At 67.3% G+C, this 16,983-nt stretch carries 14 protein-coding genes; 10 read left to right on the top strand and 4 right to left on the bottom strand.

The genetic code is table 11. From position 1 onward, the window contains the following. Window positions 1–153: 153 nt before the first annotated feature. The 4 genes from QPR87_RS10845 to QPR87_RS10830 all read right to left on the bottom strand — a co-directional run bounded on the left by QPR87_RS10845 (window position 154) and on the right by QPR87_RS10830 (window position 5,958). Window positions 154–1,695, bottom strand: coding sequence for a Ppx/GppA family phosphatase (locus tag QPR87_RS10845; protein ID WP_285049583.1), 1,542 nt, complete (start codon window positions 1,693–1,695; stop codon window positions 154–156). Window positions 1,696–1,763: 68 nt separating this feature from the next. Then, the gene (locus tag QPR87_RS10840) at window positions 1,764–3,929 is read right to left on the bottom strand and encodes an RNA degradosome polyphosphate kinase (RefSeq protein WP_285049582.1); all 2,166 of its coding nucleotides are present in this window, start codon (window positions 3,927–3,929) and stop codon (window positions 1,764–1,766) included. 31 nt (window positions 3,930–3,960) lie between these two features. Beyond that, entirely contained in the window at window positions 3,961–4,650 is a 690-nt protein-coding gene (locus tag QPR87_RS10835; protein ID WP_104492408.1) for a P-loop NTPase family protein, read from the bottom strand. 3 nt (window positions 4,651–4,653) lie between these two features. Then, window positions 4,654–5,958: an AI-2E family transporter gene (locus QPR87_RS10830; protein ID WP_285049581.1), complete on the bottom strand. Its 1,305-nt coding sequence runs from the start codon at window positions 5,956–5,958 to the stop codon at window positions 4,654–4,656. Between the two features lie 129 nt (window positions 5,959–6,087). Between QPR87_RS10830 and proS the strand changes: the two genes are divergently transcribed. From proS to QPR87_RS10780, 10 genes are all read left to right on the top strand, one after another. Further along, window positions 6,088–7,440 (top strand): proline--tRNA ligase, encoded by a 1,353-nt coding sequence (gene proS / locus QPR87_RS10825; protein WP_104492636.1) that lies wholly within the window; start codon window positions 6,088–6,090, stop codon window positions 7,438–7,440. Between the two features lie 192 nt (window positions 7,441–7,632). Further along, on the top strand, window positions 7,633–8,757 hold the full coding sequence (gmd, locus tag QPR87_RS10820; RefSeq protein WP_285049580.1) for a GDP-mannose 4,6-dehydratase: 1,125 nt from the start codon (window positions 7,633–7,635) through the stop codon (window positions 8,755–8,757). Further along, on the top strand, window positions 8,758–9,681 hold the full coding sequence (locus tag QPR87_RS10815; protein WP_285049579.1) for a GDP-L-fucose synthase family protein: 924 nt from the start codon (window positions 8,758–8,760) through the stop codon (window positions 9,679–9,681). Further along, complete coding sequence (locus QPR87_RS10810; RefSeq protein ID WP_285049578.1) at window positions 9,678–10,847, top strand: DegT/DnrJ/EryC1/StrS family aminotransferase; 1,170 nt, start codon at window positions 9,678–9,680, stop codon at window positions 10,845–10,847. The genes QPR87_RS10815 and QPR87_RS10810 overlap by 4 nt, the downstream gene beginning before the upstream one ends. Window positions 10,848–10,916: 69 nt before the next feature. Next, complete coding sequence (locus tag QPR87_RS10805; protein ID WP_285049577.1) at window positions 10,917–12,068, top strand: SGNH/GDSL hydrolase family protein; 1,152 nt, start codon at window positions 10,917–10,919, stop codon at window positions 12,066–12,068. A gap of 72 nt (window positions 12,069–12,140) precedes the next feature. Continuing rightward, window positions 12,141–13,205 carry a glycosyltransferase family 61 protein gene (locus QPR87_RS10800; protein WP_285049576.1) on the top strand — a complete coding sequence of 355 codons (1,065 nt, stop codon included), beginning with the start codon at window positions 12,141–12,143 and terminating at the stop codon, window positions 13,203–13,205. A gap of 88 nt (window positions 13,206–13,293) precedes the next feature. Beyond that, the gene (locus QPR87_RS10795) at window positions 13,294–13,830 is read left to right on the top strand and encodes a serine O-acetyltransferase (protein WP_285049575.1); all 537 of its coding nucleotides are present in this window, start codon (window positions 13,294–13,296) and stop codon (window positions 13,828–13,830) included. Further along, window positions 13,823–15,394 carry an AMP-binding protein gene (locus QPR87_RS10790; protein WP_285049574.1) on the top strand — a complete coding sequence of 524 codons (1,572 nt, stop codon included), beginning with the start codon at window positions 13,823–13,825 and terminating at the stop codon, window positions 15,392–15,394. Before QPR87_RS10795 ends, QPR87_RS10790 begins: the two co-directional genes overlap by 8 nt. 19 nt (window positions 15,395–15,413) lie before the next feature. Beyond that, on the top strand, window positions 15,414–15,650 hold the full coding sequence (locus tag QPR87_RS10785) for an acyl carrier protein (protein WP_104492392.1): 237 nt from the start codon (window positions 15,414–15,416) through the stop codon (window positions 15,648–15,650). Next, window positions 15,643–16,875: a type III PLP-dependent enzyme gene (locus QPR87_RS10780; RefSeq protein ID WP_285049573.1), complete on the top strand. Its 1,233-nt coding sequence runs from the start codon at window positions 15,643–15,645 to the stop codon at window positions 16,873–16,875. The genes QPR87_RS10785 and QPR87_RS10780 overlap by 8 nt, the downstream gene beginning before the upstream one ends. The last annotated feature ends 108 nt before the right edge of the window (window positions 16,876–16,983 follow it).

Here is a 16,983-nt window from a genome sequence, read left to right as displayed (position 1 = left end):
CCGGATAAAACCACACAAGGACCGCCGCCCTCCGTGAGCAGCGGAATGCCACGATTCTTTCACACGGAAAAGTTGTTCATTTGGACAGCTCCTCCCCCATAAGGAGAAGGCCGTCCAAGGGCAAATCGCTCGGCCCGCCGCTCAGCCCGCCGCTCAGCCCTCGGTCACCAGCGGCGCGACGCCCATGGCTTCGGCAAGCGCGCGGAACCGCGCCTCGGCCACCTCGCCCAGCAGCGCCCGCCCGGTCCTCGTCAGCTTCAGTTCCAGCTGCTTCTTCTTGCGCTGAAGCTTCAGCGTCCCCGCCTCGGCCGGATCCTTGACCGAGAACATGGCGCCGAAACGCAGGGCCTTGCCCAGCACCTCCGCCTCGCGGATCTCCTTCTCGGAAAGCAGGGCGAAAAGCGGCGCCATGGGCGAATTGGCGCGGCTGTTCTTGTAGCGATGCAGCAGCGACAGGCCCAGGAACACCCGCTCGGGATGCGACAGCGCCGCCATGTTGGCCCGCGTCACGTTGTCGAAGCAGGCATCGGCGCGATAATCGGGATGGGTGCGCCAGGTCGTGTCGTGAAGCAGGCAGGCCGCCTTGACCAGCCGGTCGCGCTCGGGCGGCAGGTCGCCGAACAGCGGCTCCAGGAAGTGATAGAGCTTCTTGCCGAAGCCCGGCATCCGCGCCATCTGCCGCTCGGCAAAGCGCGCCGCCTCGATCAGCGGATCGCGAGAGCGCAAGCCGGTCGGCATCTGTTCGTAAAGCAGCCCCTCGCGGATGCCATAGGAGGACACGGCCAGCGATTTCGGCTTGAGGCTTTGCACCAGTTGGCGCAGCACCTGGCTGGCCAGCGGCACCAGCTCCATCCGGCCTTGCGAAATGCCGGTCATCGTCCGCATTTCCGGGACGGTCTTGTCGCCGATCCATTTCACCGTATCGGCGACGGCCTGGGGCGACATGCGGTATTCGTGCAGCACGGTCATCGGGTATTTCGCCCGTTCCATGTCCAGCCGCGCGATGGCCCGCCACGAGCCGCCGACCAGATAGATCTGCTCGTGCCCGCGCCCCAGCCGCTCTGCTGCGGCCTCGATGGTATCGCGGATATGGTCGCGCAGGCCCGAGGCGCCACCCTTGACCTGTTGCAGCCGGAACGGACCCAGCGGCGTCGAGATGCGGCGGCCGACCTTGCCGTTCGCCACCTCGGCCAGTTCCATCGAGTTGCCGCCGATGTCGCAGACCAGCCCCTTGGCCTCCGGCCAGCCCAGCAGGACGCCCTGCGCGGAAAGCCGCGCCTCCTCCTCACCGTCGATGACCAGAAGCTTCAGCCCGGTCTCCTTCTCGACCGCCTTGCGAAAGGCCGGGCCGTCCTCGGCCTCGCGCACGGCGGCGGTGGCGACGCAGGTCAGCGGCTTGATCCCCATGCTGTCGGCCAGGACCGCAAAACGGCGCAGCGCCGCCATGCCGCGGCGCACCCCCTCGGGGTTCAGCCGGCCGGTGGTGGCAAGGCCCGAGCCCAGCCCGGCCATGACCTTTTCGTTGTAGAAATAGGCCGGCGAACGCGCCGCCCCGTCAAAGACCACCATGCGGATCGAGTTCGAGCCCACGTCGACCACGCCGACCCGGCTCAATGCCCGTTCCGAGGCGCGCTCGAACAGCGAGCGCCCGAAGGGTTCGATGGTTTCTCCGCTTGCGGTCACGATGCCGTTCATCGGGTTCCTCTCGATTCCGTTACCACGCCTGGGCGCGCGCCTTGGATGGGGCAAATGCCCCCCTTGCGTCAATCCGTCGAGTGCATGAGCGCCGGAACGTCGCGGGCACCCGCACTGCCGCGTCCCGACAGTGACGGGTTTTCCATGAAGAACTTGTGACAGGAAAACAGGTCGTCCCGTCCCGCCGGCAGATAACGCAGATAGCGCCCGTCGGGCTGCAAGAGCCAGCTTTGCGCCTCGTCGGCCATGTTCGCGGCCATGACCTGGCTGGTGATCTGGGCCTTCACCGTCTCGTTGAAGCATTCGATCAGCGTCTCGACCCGGCGATTCAGGTTGCGGCCCATCCAGTCGGCCGAGCTGATGAAGACCCGGGCGCGCTTGGATGGCAGGCCGAAGCCGTTGCCGAAGCAGACGATCCGCGAATGCTCCAGGAACCGCCCGACGATGGATTTCACCCGGATGTTCTCGGACAGGCCGGCGATGCCGGGGCGCAGCCCGCAGATGCCGCGGATCACCAGGTTGATCCTCACGCCCGCCTGGCTTGCGGCATAAAGCGCCTCGATCACGTCCTTGTCGATCAGGCTGTTCATCTTGGCCCAGATCTCGGCCTGCCGGCCGCGGCGGGCGAATTCGGCCTCGCGGGCGATCAGCTCCAGCAGCGTCTCCTTGAGATCGATGGGCGAGATCGCCATGTTCTCCAGCCCGTCGGGCTGCACATAGCCCGACAGGAAATTGAACACCTTGGACGCATCGCGCCCCAGCGCCGGATCGCAGGTGAAGAGCGACAGGTCGGTATAGATCCGCGCGGTGATCGGGTGATAGTTGCCGGTGCCGAAATGGGTATAGGTCACCAGCTGGTCGCCCTCGCGCCGGACCACGGCGCTGATCTTGGCATGGGTCTTGTATTGCACGAAGCCATAGACGACATGCGCGCCCGAACGCTCCAGCCGGCGCGACTGGCGGATGTTGGCGGCCTCGTCGAAACGCGCCTTGAGCTCGACCAGCGCCGTCACCGACTTGCCCGACTCGGCGGCCTCGCACAGCGCATCGACGATGGGGCTGTCGCGCGAGGTGCGGTAAAGCGTCTGCTTGATCGCCAGCACGTCCGGGTCGCGCGCCGCCTGCGCCAGAAAGCGCACCACCATGTCGAATGTCTCGTAGGGGTGGTGCAGCAGCATGTCCTTTTGCCGGATGGCGGCGAACATGTCGCCGTCATGGTCCTGCACCCGTTCCGGCACGCGCGGGGTGAAGCTGGGCCATTGCAGGTCGCGGCGCGAGTCCAGCACCAGTTCGCGCAGGTCGGCGACGCCCAGCAGGCCCTCGACCTCGACCACCTCCTCGGGATCGACCTCCAGCTCCTCCATGATCAGCCGGCGCAGCCGGTCGGGCGCGCCGGCGGTGATCTTCAGCCGGATGACGCTGCCGCGCCGGCGACGCTTCAGCGCGGTCTCGAACTCGCGCACCAGGTCCTCGGCCTCTTCCTCGACCTCCAGGTCGCTGTCGCGCAGCACGCGAAAGGCGCAATGGCCGATGTCGCGATAGCCGGGGAACAGGCTCGGCAGATGCATCAGCAGCAGGTCTTCCAGCCGCAGGAACCGCTTGCCGCCCGGCAGCGAGATGAAGCGCGCGATCTGCTGCGGGATCGGCAGCAGTGCCTGCATCTGCTGGCCATCGCTTTCCCGAGCCAGTTCCAGCGCCAGCGAAAAGCCGGCGTTCGGGATGAAGGGAAAGGGGTGCGCCGGATCTATCGCCAGCGGCGAAAGCACGGGAAACACCTGGTCCATGAAGTGGCGGCGCAGGAACTCGTCCTCGGCGCGGGTCACGCGCCCGCGCGACAGGATGGTGATCTCGGCCTGCTCCATCTCGCGGCGCAGCCCGTTCCAGACCGCCTGCTGCGCGCCCATCAGCCGGCGGGCATCGGCGTTGACCAGCGCCAGTTGTTCGGCCGGGGTCAGCCCGTCGTCGGAAAGCGTCGTGTTGCCCTCGCGCACCAGTTCGCGCAGGCCGGCGACGCGCACCGTATAGAACTCGTCCAGATTGGTGGCCGAGATCGACAGGAAGCGCAGCCGTTCCAGCAGCGGCACGCGCGGATTGCGCGCCTCGTCCAGCACGCGCCAGTTGAAGGCGAGCCAGCTGATCTCGCGGTTGAAGAATCGCGTCGGCCCCTCGGGCGGGCCGTCGGGCAGCTCGCGCGGGGCGGGAAAGGGGGATTTCAGGAAATCGGCCTGGGTCATGTCACGGGACTTTGGAAAAATGCGGTAAGGATCATGCGTCGACGGGGGCCAGCTTGTCCAGAAGCTCGGCGGCGAGGCGACGGGTGATGGCGCGGCGGTCGGCCAGCGATTCGCGGTCGATGGCTGCGACCAGCCGGCGGGCCATGTCCAGGTCGCGCTCCATGCGCAGCACCAGCCAGTCCACCACCTCGGGCGCGACCTGGATCTGGCGGTCGGCGAACAGCTTGACCAGCACGGCGGTCAGCATCGCATCGTCGGGCGGGCCGAGGATCGCCTGCGCCGCCGTCTCCAGCCGCGAGCGCAGGTCGGGCAGCGCCACGCCCCAGTCGCGCGGCGCCGACCGCGCGGTGATGAGCAAAAGCGCCCCCCGCGCACCGGCAAGGTTCCACAGGTGGAACAGGCCCTGTTCGGCGGTCGGGTTGCCGCCGATCTCATGCGCGTCCTCGACGACCAGCGCGGCGCCGGGCTGGACCAACTCGTCCACGCCTTCGGGCGCCAGCGTCCAGCCGTGGCAGATCTGCGCGCCATGTTCCGCCGCCCAGAAGCCGACCAGATGCGACTTGCCCGAACCGGGACCGCCGATCAGCAAGAGCCGCCCCTGCGGCCAGCGCCCCGGCGCATCCAGCATCGCCAGCGCGTCGCGATTGGCCGCGGTGATCAGGAAATCGTCGCGCGACGAGGCCGGCGGCATCGTCAGGTCCAGGGTCAGCTGTCTGGCCACCGCTCAGCCGTCCTTGCCGGGCAGGTTCTCGCGCGCCTCGGTCCAAAGCGCGGATGGCGAGGGCGGCCCCTCGGCATCGGGGATCCTGCCGGCCTCCTGGCGGTGCTGGTGCTCTTCCAGCAGATGCGCCAGATGCTCGTCGCGCTGGATCTGCGCCACCGCCACGTCGCGCGACATCTGCGCCAACTGGCGGGCGCGCTCGGTGGTGCCGCGCGGCACCAGTTCGACCATGGTGGGCGGCGCCGGCGGCGAGGGCACCTCGCGCCCGGTATAGAGCGCGCTTTCCTTGTAGCGCGCGACGGCAAAGCGGACCAGCACGCCAAGCGCCGCGGCAGCCGGCACCGCGATCAGCAGGCCGACGAAGCCGAACAGCGTGCCGAAGACGGTCAGGGCCAGCATCAGCCAGACCGGGTGCAGCCCGACATGGCCGCCGACGATCTTGGGTTGCAGGTAATTGCCCTCGGCCACCTGGCCGATGACGAAGACCGCGATCACCGCGCCGATCCAGACCGGCTCGCCCCAGAACGAGAACAGCGCCACGCCGATGGCGGTCACGCCGCCGATCACCACGCCGACATAGGGAATGAACGAGAGCGAGGCGGCGATCACCCCGATCGCCACGCCGAACGGCAGGCCGATCAGGCCCAGGCAGACCGAATAGAAGGTGCCCAGGATCAGGATCACCATGCCCTGCCCGCGCACGAATCCCGACAGCGCCGCGTCGATCTCATGCCCCAGGCGGCGGATGGTCCCCGCATGTTCGCGCGGCAGCAGGTCGTCCAGCCGGTCCACCATGTTGTCCCAGTCCAGCAGCAGGTAGAAGGCGACGACCGGCACGATCACGATCAGCATGACCATGCTGACCACGCCCATCACCGAGCCCAGGACGGTGCTGACCAGTTGCCCGCCCCGCTCGCTGATCTGCTGGCCCATGTTGGTCAGCGCGGTATTGACCGGGTTGCCCTCGGTAAAGATCTCGGGAAAGCGCGTCATCAGGAATTGCTGGAGCTGCTGGAGCATCTCGGGCGCCGTCTCGATCAGCGCCGTGGTCTGGCGCACCAGCACCGGCACCAGCAGCAGGAACAACGCCACCACCAGCAAGAGCCCGCAAAGCGTGAGGATGACCACCGCGGCGGTGCGTGACAGGCCCAGCCGCTCGAGCCGGTCGGCCAGCGGGTCGAAGAGATAGGCCACCGCCGCGCCCATGATGAAGGGCGTGACGGCATTGCCCAGCCCCCAAAGCGCCAGCAGCAGGACGGCCAGCGCGCCGCCCCAATACAGGATCTGCTTCTGCACCGGCAATTGCATGGGTCTCGTCGCTCCTGTCCCCGCGTTCGCGTTCCTATGTGGACGGTCGCGGCGCGGCTTGCAAGGAATGGCGTTGCCCCGCTGGGCGCTCTGCGCTAACTCGTGCCGGCCCATATCGAGGATTTCGCCATGCGTCTGTCGCGCTATTTCATGCCCGTTCTGAAGGAAGACCCCAAAGAGGCCCAGATCGTCAGCCACCGGCTGATGCTGCGCGCCGGCATGATCAAGCAGCAGGCGGCGGGCATCTATTCCTGGCTGCCGCTGGGCTACAAGGTGCTCAGGCGCATCGAGCAGATCGTGCATGAGGAACAGGCCCGCGCCGGCCATATCGCCATGCTGATGCCGACGCTGCAATCGGCCGACCTGTGGCGCGAAAGCGGCCGCTATGACGATTACGGCGAAGAGATGCTGCGCATCAAGGACCGCCACAAGCGCGACCTGCTTTACGGCCCCACCAACGAGGAGATGATCACCGACATCTTCCGCAGCCATGTGAACAGCTACAAGGACCTGCCGCTGACGCTGTATCATGTCCAGTGGAAGTTCCGCGACGAGATCCGCCCGCGCTTCGGCGTCATGCGCGGCCGCGAATTCCTGATGAAGGACGGCTACAATTTCGACCTCACGAAAGAGGACGCGCTGCACGCCTATAACCGCCACCTGGTCAGCTATCTGCGCACCTATGAGCGCATGGGCCTGCAGGCCATTCCGATGCGTGCCGACGGCGGCCCCATCGGCGGCGACTATACCCATGAATTCCTGGTGCTGGCCGAGACCGGCGAATCCGAGGTCTTCTATGACAGTGAGATCACCGACCTGAAATTCGGCGACCGCCGGATCGACTACGACGATGTCGCGCAATGCCGGGCGGTGCTGGAGGAATTCACCAGCCGCTATGCCCGCACCGACGAGACCCATGACGCGGCGCTGTTCGAGCAGATCCCCGAGGAGCGCCGCCGCGTCGCGCGCGGTATCGAGGTCGGCCAGATCTTCTATTTCGGCACGAAATATTCCGAGCCGATGGGCGCGACCGTGGTCGGCCCGGACGGCAGCCGGGTGCCGGTGCACATGGGCTCGCACGGCATCGGCGTCAGCCGCCTGCTGGGCGCGATCATCGAGGCCAGCCATGACGACAGGGGCATCATCTGGCCCGAGGGCGTCACCCCGTTCCATGTCGGCATCGTCAACCTGAAACAGGGCGACGCCTCGACCGATGGCGCCTGCGAGGCGCTTTATGCCGAATTGAAGGCGCAGGGGCTGGACCCGCTCTATGACGACCGCGACGAGCGGGCGGGCGCGAAATTCGCCACCATGGACCTGGTCGGCCTGCCCTGGCGCATCACCGTCGGCCCGCGCGGCCTGGCGGCCAACAAGGTCGAGCTGACCTCGCGCCGGACGGGCGAGTCGGTCGAGATGTCGCCGCAAGAGGCGGTGGTGCGGCTGAAGGAGATCTATCAGCCGGTCTTCGACGCGGCGAAGTAAGGCGCGGCACTGCCGGAGTAGTTGAAAACGGTGAGATCGGGCGCGGCGCCATTGCGGCGGTGCCGGCCCGGGCGGCACGGCCGCATGAGTATTTGAAGAACGAAGAAGCCGCTTGCGGCTGCTGTGGTGTTGATAAGGTTCGGTGGCGCGGTTTTCCTTCCGCGCGGTTTTAAATGGTGCGAGGGTGCGGTCGTGGCAAGGAAGGCGCTGATCACGGGGGTGACGGGGCAGGATGGCTCTTATCTGGCCGAGTTCCTGCTGAAAAAGGGCTATGAGGTGCATGGCATCAAGCGCCGCGCCTCGTCCTTCAATACCCAGCGGGTCGATCACATCTTCCAGGACCCGCACGAGGTCCAGCCACGCTTCTTCCTGCATTACGGCGACCTGACCGATACCTCGAACCTGACCCGGATCATGGCCGAGGTGCGCCCGGACGAGGTCTACAACCTGGGCGCGCAATCCCATGTCGCGGTCAGCTTCGAGGCGCCGGAATATACCGCCGATGTCGACGGGCTGGGCGCGCTGCGGCTTCTGGAGGCGATCCGCTTCCTGGGGCTGGAGGGGGTGACGCGCTTCTACCAGGCGTCGAGCTCCGAGCTTTACGGGCTGGTGCGCGAGACGCCGCAGACCGAGCGCACGCCCTTTCATCCCCGCAGCCCCTATGCCGCGGCCAAGCTTTACGCCTATTGGATCACGGTGAACTATCGCGAGGCCTACGGGCTATTCGCCTGCAATGGCATCCTGTTCAACCATGAGAGCCCGCGCCGCGGCGAGACCTTCGTCACCCGCAAGATCACCCGCGGGCTGGCCAATATCGCGCAGGGGGTCGGGAGTTGTCTCTATCTCGGCAATCTGGACGCGCTGCGCGACTGGGGCCATGCCCGCGACTATGTGCGCATGCAATGGTTGATGCTGCAATGCGACGAGCCCGACGACTACGTCATCGCCACCGGCGAGCAGCACAGCGTGCGCCAGTTCCTGGCCTGGACGGCCGAGGAGCTGGGCATCACGCTGGAGTTTCGCGGCTCGGGCGTGGACGAGATCGCCGTGGCCGCCTCGGTCGAGGGCGATCTGGCTCCGGCCGTAAGGCCGGGCGACGTGGTGATGCGGGTCGATCCGAAATACTTTCGCCCTGCCGAGGTGGAGAGCCTTCTGGGCGATGCCTTCAAGGCGCGTCAGCGGCTGGGATGGCGGCCCGAGACCGGGTTGCGCGAAATGATCGCCGAGATGGTCGCCGCCGATCTGCGCTGCGCCCGGCAGCATGCGCTGCTGAAGCATCACGGGCTCGGGCAGCCGGTCCCGGCCGGGGGGCGCTAGATGGCGCGGCTGCTCATCACCGGCGGGCACGGCATGGTCGGGCTGAACCTGCGCGCCCATCCCGGCATCGCGGACTGGGAGGTGCTGGCCCCCTCGCGGGCCGAGCTGGACCTGTGCGACGCCCGCGCCTTGCGCGACTGGCTGGCCCGGCAGCGCCCGGATGCGGTCGTGCATGCGGCCGGCGCGGTCGGCGGCATCCAGGCCAACATGGCCGAGCCGGTGCGGTATCTTGCCGGGAACGCCCTGATCGGGCTGAACCTGATCACCGCCTGCCGCAATGCAGGCATCCCGGTGCTGATCAACCTGAGTTCGAGCTGCGTCTATCCGCGCGACCTGGGCCGCGACCTGTCCGAGGAGCAGATCCTGACCGGCGCGCTGGAGCCCAGCAACGAGGGCTATGCGCTGGCCAAGATCATGGCGATGCGGCTGGTGGACTATACCTGCCGCGAAGATCGCAGCCTGCAATGGCGCACGCTGATCCCCTGCAATCTCTATGGCCCGCACGACAAGTTCGACCCCCGCCGGTCGCATTTGCTGCCGGCGATCATCCACAAGATCCATCGCGCCAGGGTCGAGGGCCATGAGACGGTCGAGATCTGGGGCGACGGCACGGCGCGGCGCGAGTTCATGTATGCCGGCGACCTGGCGGATGCGATCCTGCGCGCGCTGGCCGATCCCTCGGCGCTGCCGCAGGTGATGAATGTCGGGCCGGGTGTCGACCATACGATCGACGACTATTATCGCACCGTGGCCGAGGTGATCGGCTGGCGGGGGCGTTTCACCCATGAGCTGGGCAAGCCGGCCGGCATGCGGCGCAAGCTTCTCTCTGTGGCGCGGCAGGCGGAATGGGGCTGGGCGCCGCGGACCGGGCTGCGCGAGGGCATCGCCGCCACCTATGCCTGGTATCTGGAGCACCAGCCATGAGCCGCTTTCCCCTTGCCACCTCTACTTGGGACGAGGAGGAGCAGGATGCCTTGCAGCGGGTGATCGGCTCGGGCCGGTTTTCCATGGGACCCGAGGTCGCGGCATTCGAGGCCGAATTCGCCCGCTTTACCGGCAGCCGCCATGCGGTAATGGTCAATTCCGGTTCGTCGGCCAATCTCGCCATGGTGGCGGCGCTGCGCCATACGCAGAACCCCGCGCTGCGGCTGATGCCGGGCGACGAGGTGATCGTGCCGGCGGTGTCCTGGTCCACCACCTTCTTCCCGCTGCACCAATACGGGCTGCACCTGAAATTCGTCGATATCGACCGCGAGACGCTGAACTACGACCTGACCGCGCTGGCCGAGGCGATCGGCAAGCGCACCCGCGCCGTCATGGCGGTGAACCTGCTGGGCAACCCCAACGATTTCGACGCGATCCGCACCATCATCGGGACGCGGCAGGTCGTGCTGATCGAGGATAACTGCGAATCGATGGGCGCGACGTTCGGCGGCCGCCAATGCGGCACGTTCGGGGTGATGGGGACGTTCTCGACCTTCTTCTCGCATCACATCTCGACCATGGAGGGTGGGCTGGTCGTCACCGATGACGAGGAGCTTTACCACATCCTGCTGGCGCTGCGGGCGCATGGCTGGACCCGCAACCTGCCGAAACTCAACCGGGTGACGGACGAGAAAAGCGACGATCCCTTCGAGGAAAGCTTTCGCTTCGTCCTGCCCGGCTACAACCTGCGCCCGCTGGAGATGTCGGGTGCGCTGGGTCGGGCGCAGCTGGCGAAACTGCCCCGGCTGGTCGAGGGCCGGCGCGCAAACGGCGCAGGCTGGGCCGAGGCGATGGCGGGTCATCCGCTGTTCCGCATCCAGCGCGAGATCGGCGAAAGCAGCTGGTTCGGCTTTTCGCTGGTGCTGCGCCCCGAAACCGGCCTGACGCGGCGCGAGGTTCTGGCGAGGCTTGGTGCGCTGGGGTTCGAGACCCGGCCCATCGTCAGCGGCAATTTCACGAAGAACCCGGTGCTGCGGCTGATGGATCACAGCCTGCACGGATCGATGAGCCATGCCGAAGAGATCGATACCCATGGCTTCTTCATCGGCAATCATCATTATGACATGCAGGAAGCGATCGCGATTCTTGCCGGGTTTCGCGGCTGACCGGCCGCTGGGGGCGCCAGTCGGGATCGGCGGCGGGTTTTCTGGCGGGTGGTCATGGGTGCAGGCTGGGTGAAACGAATCGGCGTCGGGATGGCGGCCATCGCCCTGGCCGCCGCAATGGCCTTCCTTGCCTGGCCTGCGCCGCCGCGTCCCCTGACGCCGGTGCCGACCCTCAGCCTTGCCGAAGATGCGGGTTTGCGAGCGCAGCTTGTTGCGCCGCAACCGGGCCTGGCCGCCCTGCCCGCCGCGGTGACGGGCCGCGCGGCGGCTGGTCCCTCGGGCGAAGGCTATCGCCACGAATGGCCGGGATTTCATGCCTCGGCCCGGTTCGAGGGCACGGGCGTCACCCTGCGCTTCGACGATTCGCTCAATCACTGGCGCGTGATGCTGAACGGCAAGGCGGTCGAGGTCTCGCGCCCCGGACGGCAGGATTTGCGAATCGAGGGCCTCGCGTCCGGCCCGCATGAGATCCGCGCCGAAAAGATCAGCGAATCAAGTGGCCCGGCGCTTTTCGGCGGCTTCTTCCTGGGCGATCCGGCGCAGGCGCTGCCGCCGCCCGATCCGGTGCCGCGGCTGATCGAGTTCATCGGCGATTCCGACACCGTCGGCTTTGCCAATACCGCCGAGCGCCGCGATTGCGACGCCGAGGAAATCTATGCCGCCACCGATACCAGCCGCAGCTTCGGGCCGCAGGTCGCGGCGGCTCTGGGCGCGGATTACCGGATCGTCGCCCGCTCGGGGATCGGGCTCTTGCGCAATTACGGCGGGGCCGAACCCGACCGCACCATGGACCGGCTTTATCCGCTGGCCCTGCCGGGGGATGGGGATGCCGTGGCCCTGCCCCAGCGCCCGGCGGATATCGTCGTCATCGGGCTTGGCTCCAATGTCTTCGGCTCGGACCTCGCCCCCGGCAAAGCGTGGCGCGACAAGGCCGAGTTGCGCCGCGACTTCGGCCCGGCTCTGGCCGATTTCGCCGCGGCGCGCATGCAGGAAAATCCCGGCGCGGCCATGGTGTTGCTGGCCTTTGGCGAATACGGCCCCGAACTGGTCGAGGCGCATCGAGCCGCATCGGAACTGCTGGCCGCCCGCGGCCTTGCCAACCAACTGGTGATCCTGGGCGATCCGCGGCGCAATGCCTGCCTGTGGCACCCCTCGGCGCAGGACCATGCCATGATCGCCCAGACGCTGATCGAGGCATTAAAAGGGCCGGTTCCGAACTGAACCGGCCGTTCTGCCCCTTGCGCCCGCCGCCTTGCGCCCGCAAACTCCGCCCGACCAGCCAGCCGAGCCGCCATGCATTCCCTCAGACCGATCCATAACCGCCTGCATCGCCTTTTCGGCAGGGGCCATGCGGATTTCTTCGACACCGCTGCCGAGCGGTGGGAGATCTGTCCGGCCGAAACGGTCGAGATCATGCCGGGGATCTGGCTGCCCGACCAGATCGAGCATATCTCGCGCACCGAATTCGGCGCCCTGCCCGACATCCTGGCGCAGATGCAGGGCAACCCGGCCGAGCGCACGCCGCCGACCATGGGCTATCGGTTTCGCGACGTGGATTTCGTCGATGGCGTGCTTCACGCGCGCGGGGCCGAGCGCCACCTGCGCCAGCGCAAGCGTTCCGGCCTGACCTATTCCCGGCCGCGCGAAAGCTTGTCGGGCGCGCTTTACGAAAGCTGGATCGGCAATCGCTGGTTCGGCAACTGGCTTCTGAACGACTGCCTTGCCTATCGCCTGGCCGAAGCGGCCGGCATGCCCGTGACCTCGGCCCCGGTGCGGGGCGGCCATATCGCCCGCTACGAGGAATTGCTGGGCATGGCGCCGCGCCGCATCGGCGAGGTGCATTTCGACGAGCTGGTCCTGTTCGACGACCTGCACAACAACAGCCACCGCCGCGCCCGCGCGCAGGAAAACCGCGCCCGCATCCTGAAGGACCGCCCGCTGGAGCCGCTGCCCGGCGTCTTCATCTTTCGCGGCGCCAGCGGCGATGCCCGCATCCTGGAGAACGAGGCCGAGATCGCCGAGCGGCTGGAGGCCGAATACGGTTTCCGCACGCTTTACATCGACCGCCACGATGCCGACCAACTGGCCGAGGCGGCCGGCGCGGCCCGGCTGGTGGTGGGCGTCGAGGGCAGCCAGCTTGCCCATGGCGTGATCGCCATGGCGCCGGGTGGCACGGTGCTGACCCTGCAGCCGGCGGACCGGGTGACCACCTCGCTCAAGCTGCTCACGGATTGCTGGCAGCAGCATTATGCCATGGTGGTGGGGTCGGGAACCGCCCGCGGCTACCGGGTGGAATGGGACCAGATCCGGCGCACACTCGACCTGATCGCGGCCCGAAACCCCCAAAACCCGTCCTAACAGTCAGGTTGAGTTTGCTGCGAGAGATCGGAATATGGGGGCGGGCGACCTTTATTTCCCGCCGAAGTGATTAAGCAAGTGCATGGTGATGTTCGAAACTCTCCGGGATGACTACGTAAGACACGGCCGTTCGCTGACCGAGCCCGCCTTCGTCTCGCTTGCCGTCTATCGCTATGGCCGCTGGGCCCTTGGGCTGAAGAACCCAGGGGCGCGCTGGCTGGCCGGCAAGCTCTACGCGCTGATGAAGACCCTGATCCTGAACGTGACCAAGGTCTGGATCCCGCCGCAGGTGCGGCTGGGCCGCAATTTCCACATCATCCATGCCGAGGGCTCGCTGTCGATCCATCCCGACGTGGTGATCGGCGACCGTTGCGGGGTGATGCACAACGTCACCATCGGCACCAACATGGGCCCGGGCGCGCCGGTGATCGGCGACGACGTGTTCATCGGCGTGAATTCCTGCGTGCTGGGGCCGATCACCATTGGCGACCGGGTGCGGATCGGCGCCAATACCGCGGTGACGACCAATGTGCCGCCGGATTCGGTGGTGATCGGCTCGCCCGCCAAGATCTATCCCAGCCTGCCGATCTTTGCCGCCAAGAAGAAGGCCCCTGCCCATGAGTGACGATTTCGACCGCAGCATGTGGCGCCTGCTGGCCGACAACCTTCCCGCCCGCGCGGACAAGATCGCCGCCGTGGACCAGGGCCGCTCGGTCACCTATGCCGAGCTTGCGGCCGAGGCCGGGCGCGTGGCCGACTGGCTCGCCCGACGCGGCATCCGGCCCGGCGACCGGGTGATCGTGCATCTGCGCAAGGGCATCGACGAGGTTGCGGCCATGTTCGGCGCCTGGAAGATGGGCGCCGTGGTCGTCAACGTGAACATCCGCTGGACCCCCGCGCAGCTGGCCTATGTCGCTGGCGACAGCCGGGCGCGCGCGGTGATCCTGCCCCGAAACGCGCTGGAGGCGCTTGTGGGCGAACATGCCTTGCCCGAGGGCACGGCCTATCTTGTTCAGGGCAAGGCCGAGGGCCTTGTCCAGGGCGCGGACCCCTGGGGGGCGCTTGCCGCCGACCAGGCTTCCGCGCCCGACGAATCCGACCCGCGCGGGTTGGCGATGATCATCTACACCTCGGGCTCGACCGGCGCGCCCAAGGGGGTGATGCTCAGCCATCGCAATATCCGCGTGGGCGCCATCTCGGTCGCGGATTATCTGGGGCTGGACGAAAGCGACCGCCTGCTGTCGGTGCTGCCCTACAGCTTTGATGCCGGGCTGAACCAGTTGACCACCATGCTGCTGACGGGCGGGACGGTGGTGCATCAGCCGCTGACCATGCCGGCCGAGATCATCCGCATGGCCCAGGCCGAATCGGTGACGGGGATCGCCGGCGTGCCGCCCTTGTGGAACCAGATCGTGCGGCTGCTGGTGGACCGCCCGACCGAGTTGCCGGCACTGCGGCGCATCACCAATACCGGCGGCAAGATCCCACCGAACATCCTGGAACTGCTGCCGCAGGTGTTTCCGGGCGTCGACATCTACCTGATGTATGGGCTGACCGAGGCCTTCCGCTCGACCTATCTGCCGCCTTCGAAATTCGCGGCCAAGATGGGCTCGATCGGCCGGCAGATCCCGAACGCGCAGGTCTTCGCCATCAAGCATGGCGAGGGCATCGCCGGTCCCGGCGAACAGGGCGAACTGGTCCATGCCGGCCCGCTGGTCAGCATGGGCTATTGGGAAAAGCCCGAGGTGACGGCGCAGAAGATCCGCCCCTGCCCGGAACTGGCGCATCTGCTGGGCGACGAGCCAGTGGTCTGGTCGGGCGACCTGGTCCGCGTCGACCAGGACGGCGACCTGTGGTTCGTCAGCCGCATGGACGAGATGATCAAGACGCTGGGCTTCCGCCTGTCGCCGACCGAGGTCGAGGATGCGATCTCGCAAAGCGGGCTTGTCACCGACGTCGTGGCCTTCGGGGTCGAGGATGCCGATCTGGGCCAGGCGGTCCATGCGGTCGTGACCTATCTGCCGCAAGCCGACGAGGCCGCGCTGGCCGCGCATTGCGTCCGGGCGATGCCGCATTACATGCGTCCGCAGCACTATCATTCCTGGCAAGGCGCGATGCCGCGGACCGCCAGCGGCAAGCTGGACCGCCCCGCCATCATTTCCGCGGCCAGGGCCGCATTGCAGAACTGACCAGAAAGGCATTGAATCCATGAGCTTGAGCAAGGACGAGCTGATCCGCTACATCCGCAGCGAACTGAACATCGACACGGCGCTGGAGGGCGATACCGAACTTTTCTCGACCGGGATGCTGGATTCGGTGGCGATGGTGGGGCTGATCTCGTTCGTCGAGCAGCATGCCGGCGTGCGGGTGCAGCCGGGCGACGTGACGCTGGAGAATTTCGACAGCGTGGACGCGATCCTCGCCTATGTGCAGTCCCTTGACTGACCTGGACCGCCACCTGGCCGAGGCGGCGGCGCGCTTCGGCACCCCGGCCTATGTCTATGCCACCGACGTGGTCGAGGAACGGCTGGCCCATCTGCGCGCGCATCTGGGTCGCTGGTTCGCCGTCAGCTTCGCGGTGAAAAGCAATCCGAACCCCGCCCTGCTGGGCTGGATGCGGGATCGGCTGGATTACCTCGACATTTCCTCGGGCGGCGAGCTGGCCCTGGGGCGCGAGGCGGGTTGGGATGCGGCCAGGATCAGCTTCACCGGCCCGGCCAAGCGCGAGGCGGAACTGCGCGCCGCCATCGAGGCGGGCCTGGGCCAGCTGGTGCTGGAAAGCCTGCGCGAGGCGCGGCTGGCCGATGCCGTCGCGGCCGAGCTGGGCCGCGTCCAGCCGGTGCTGGTCCGCCTTGCGCCGGCGCGGGTGCCCAAGGGCTTCGGCGACCAGATGGCCGGGCGACCCAGCCCCTTCGGCGTCGATGTCGAGGACGCGGCCGAGATCCTGCCGCAGATCGCCGCCCTGCCGAACCTGCGCATCATCGGGCTGCACATCTATTCCGGCACGCAATGCCTCAAGCCCGAGGCGATCTGCGAGAACTGGCGCATCTTCATGCAAGTGTTCCGCGACACCTGCGCCGCGCTGGACCTGCGCCCGGAAAAGCTGATCTTCGGCGCCGGGCTCGGCATCCCCTACCACCCCGGGGACAGCGCGCTGGACCTTGCGGCCATCGCAGCCGAGATCGGCCCCGAACTCGACGCCTTCCGCGCCGAGCCGCGCCTTGCCGGCACCCGGCTGGTGCTGGAGCTGGGCCGCTACCTGGTCGGGCCGGCGGGCTGGTTCGTGACCCGCGTCCTGTCGGTCAAGCAGTCGCGCGGCACCCGAATCGCCATCTGCGACGGCGGGTTGAACGACAACCTGGCGGCCTCGGGCAACTTCGGCATGGTCTTGCGGCGCAATTACGTCATGCACCGGGTCGGCGGCGACGAAGACGGCACCCGCCCCGAGGAAAAGCAGGATATTTCCGGCCCGCTCTGCACCTCGATCGACAAGCTGGGCGGCGGCGTCGCGCTGCCTCGGCTGAAGGAAGGCGACCTGATCGCCATCCATGCCTGCGGCGCCTATGGGCCGACGGCGAGCCCGCTGCATTTCATCAGCCACCCCATGCCGGCCGAGGTGTTGCTGACCGGCGGGCAGATGCAGGACGTGACGCGAATCCGGGACAGGTGAGGCCCGGTTTCGCATCCGGCCCGGCGGCGCGATAAAATATTGCTGATCCCCGGATTTTTGCGTCGTTTTTCTCGACCGGGTCGGTTGTGTTTTCCCGCATCGCCCGGC

The organism is Paracoccus sp. SSJ (assembly GCF_030234105.1).
Classification (GTDB): Bacteria; Pseudomonadota; Alphaproteobacteria; order Rhodobacterales; family Rhodobacteraceae; genus Paracoccus; species Paracoccus denitrificans.
Note: the sequence above shows the minus strand (reverse complement) of the source record. Positions and strands in the feature narration are given on the sequence as shown.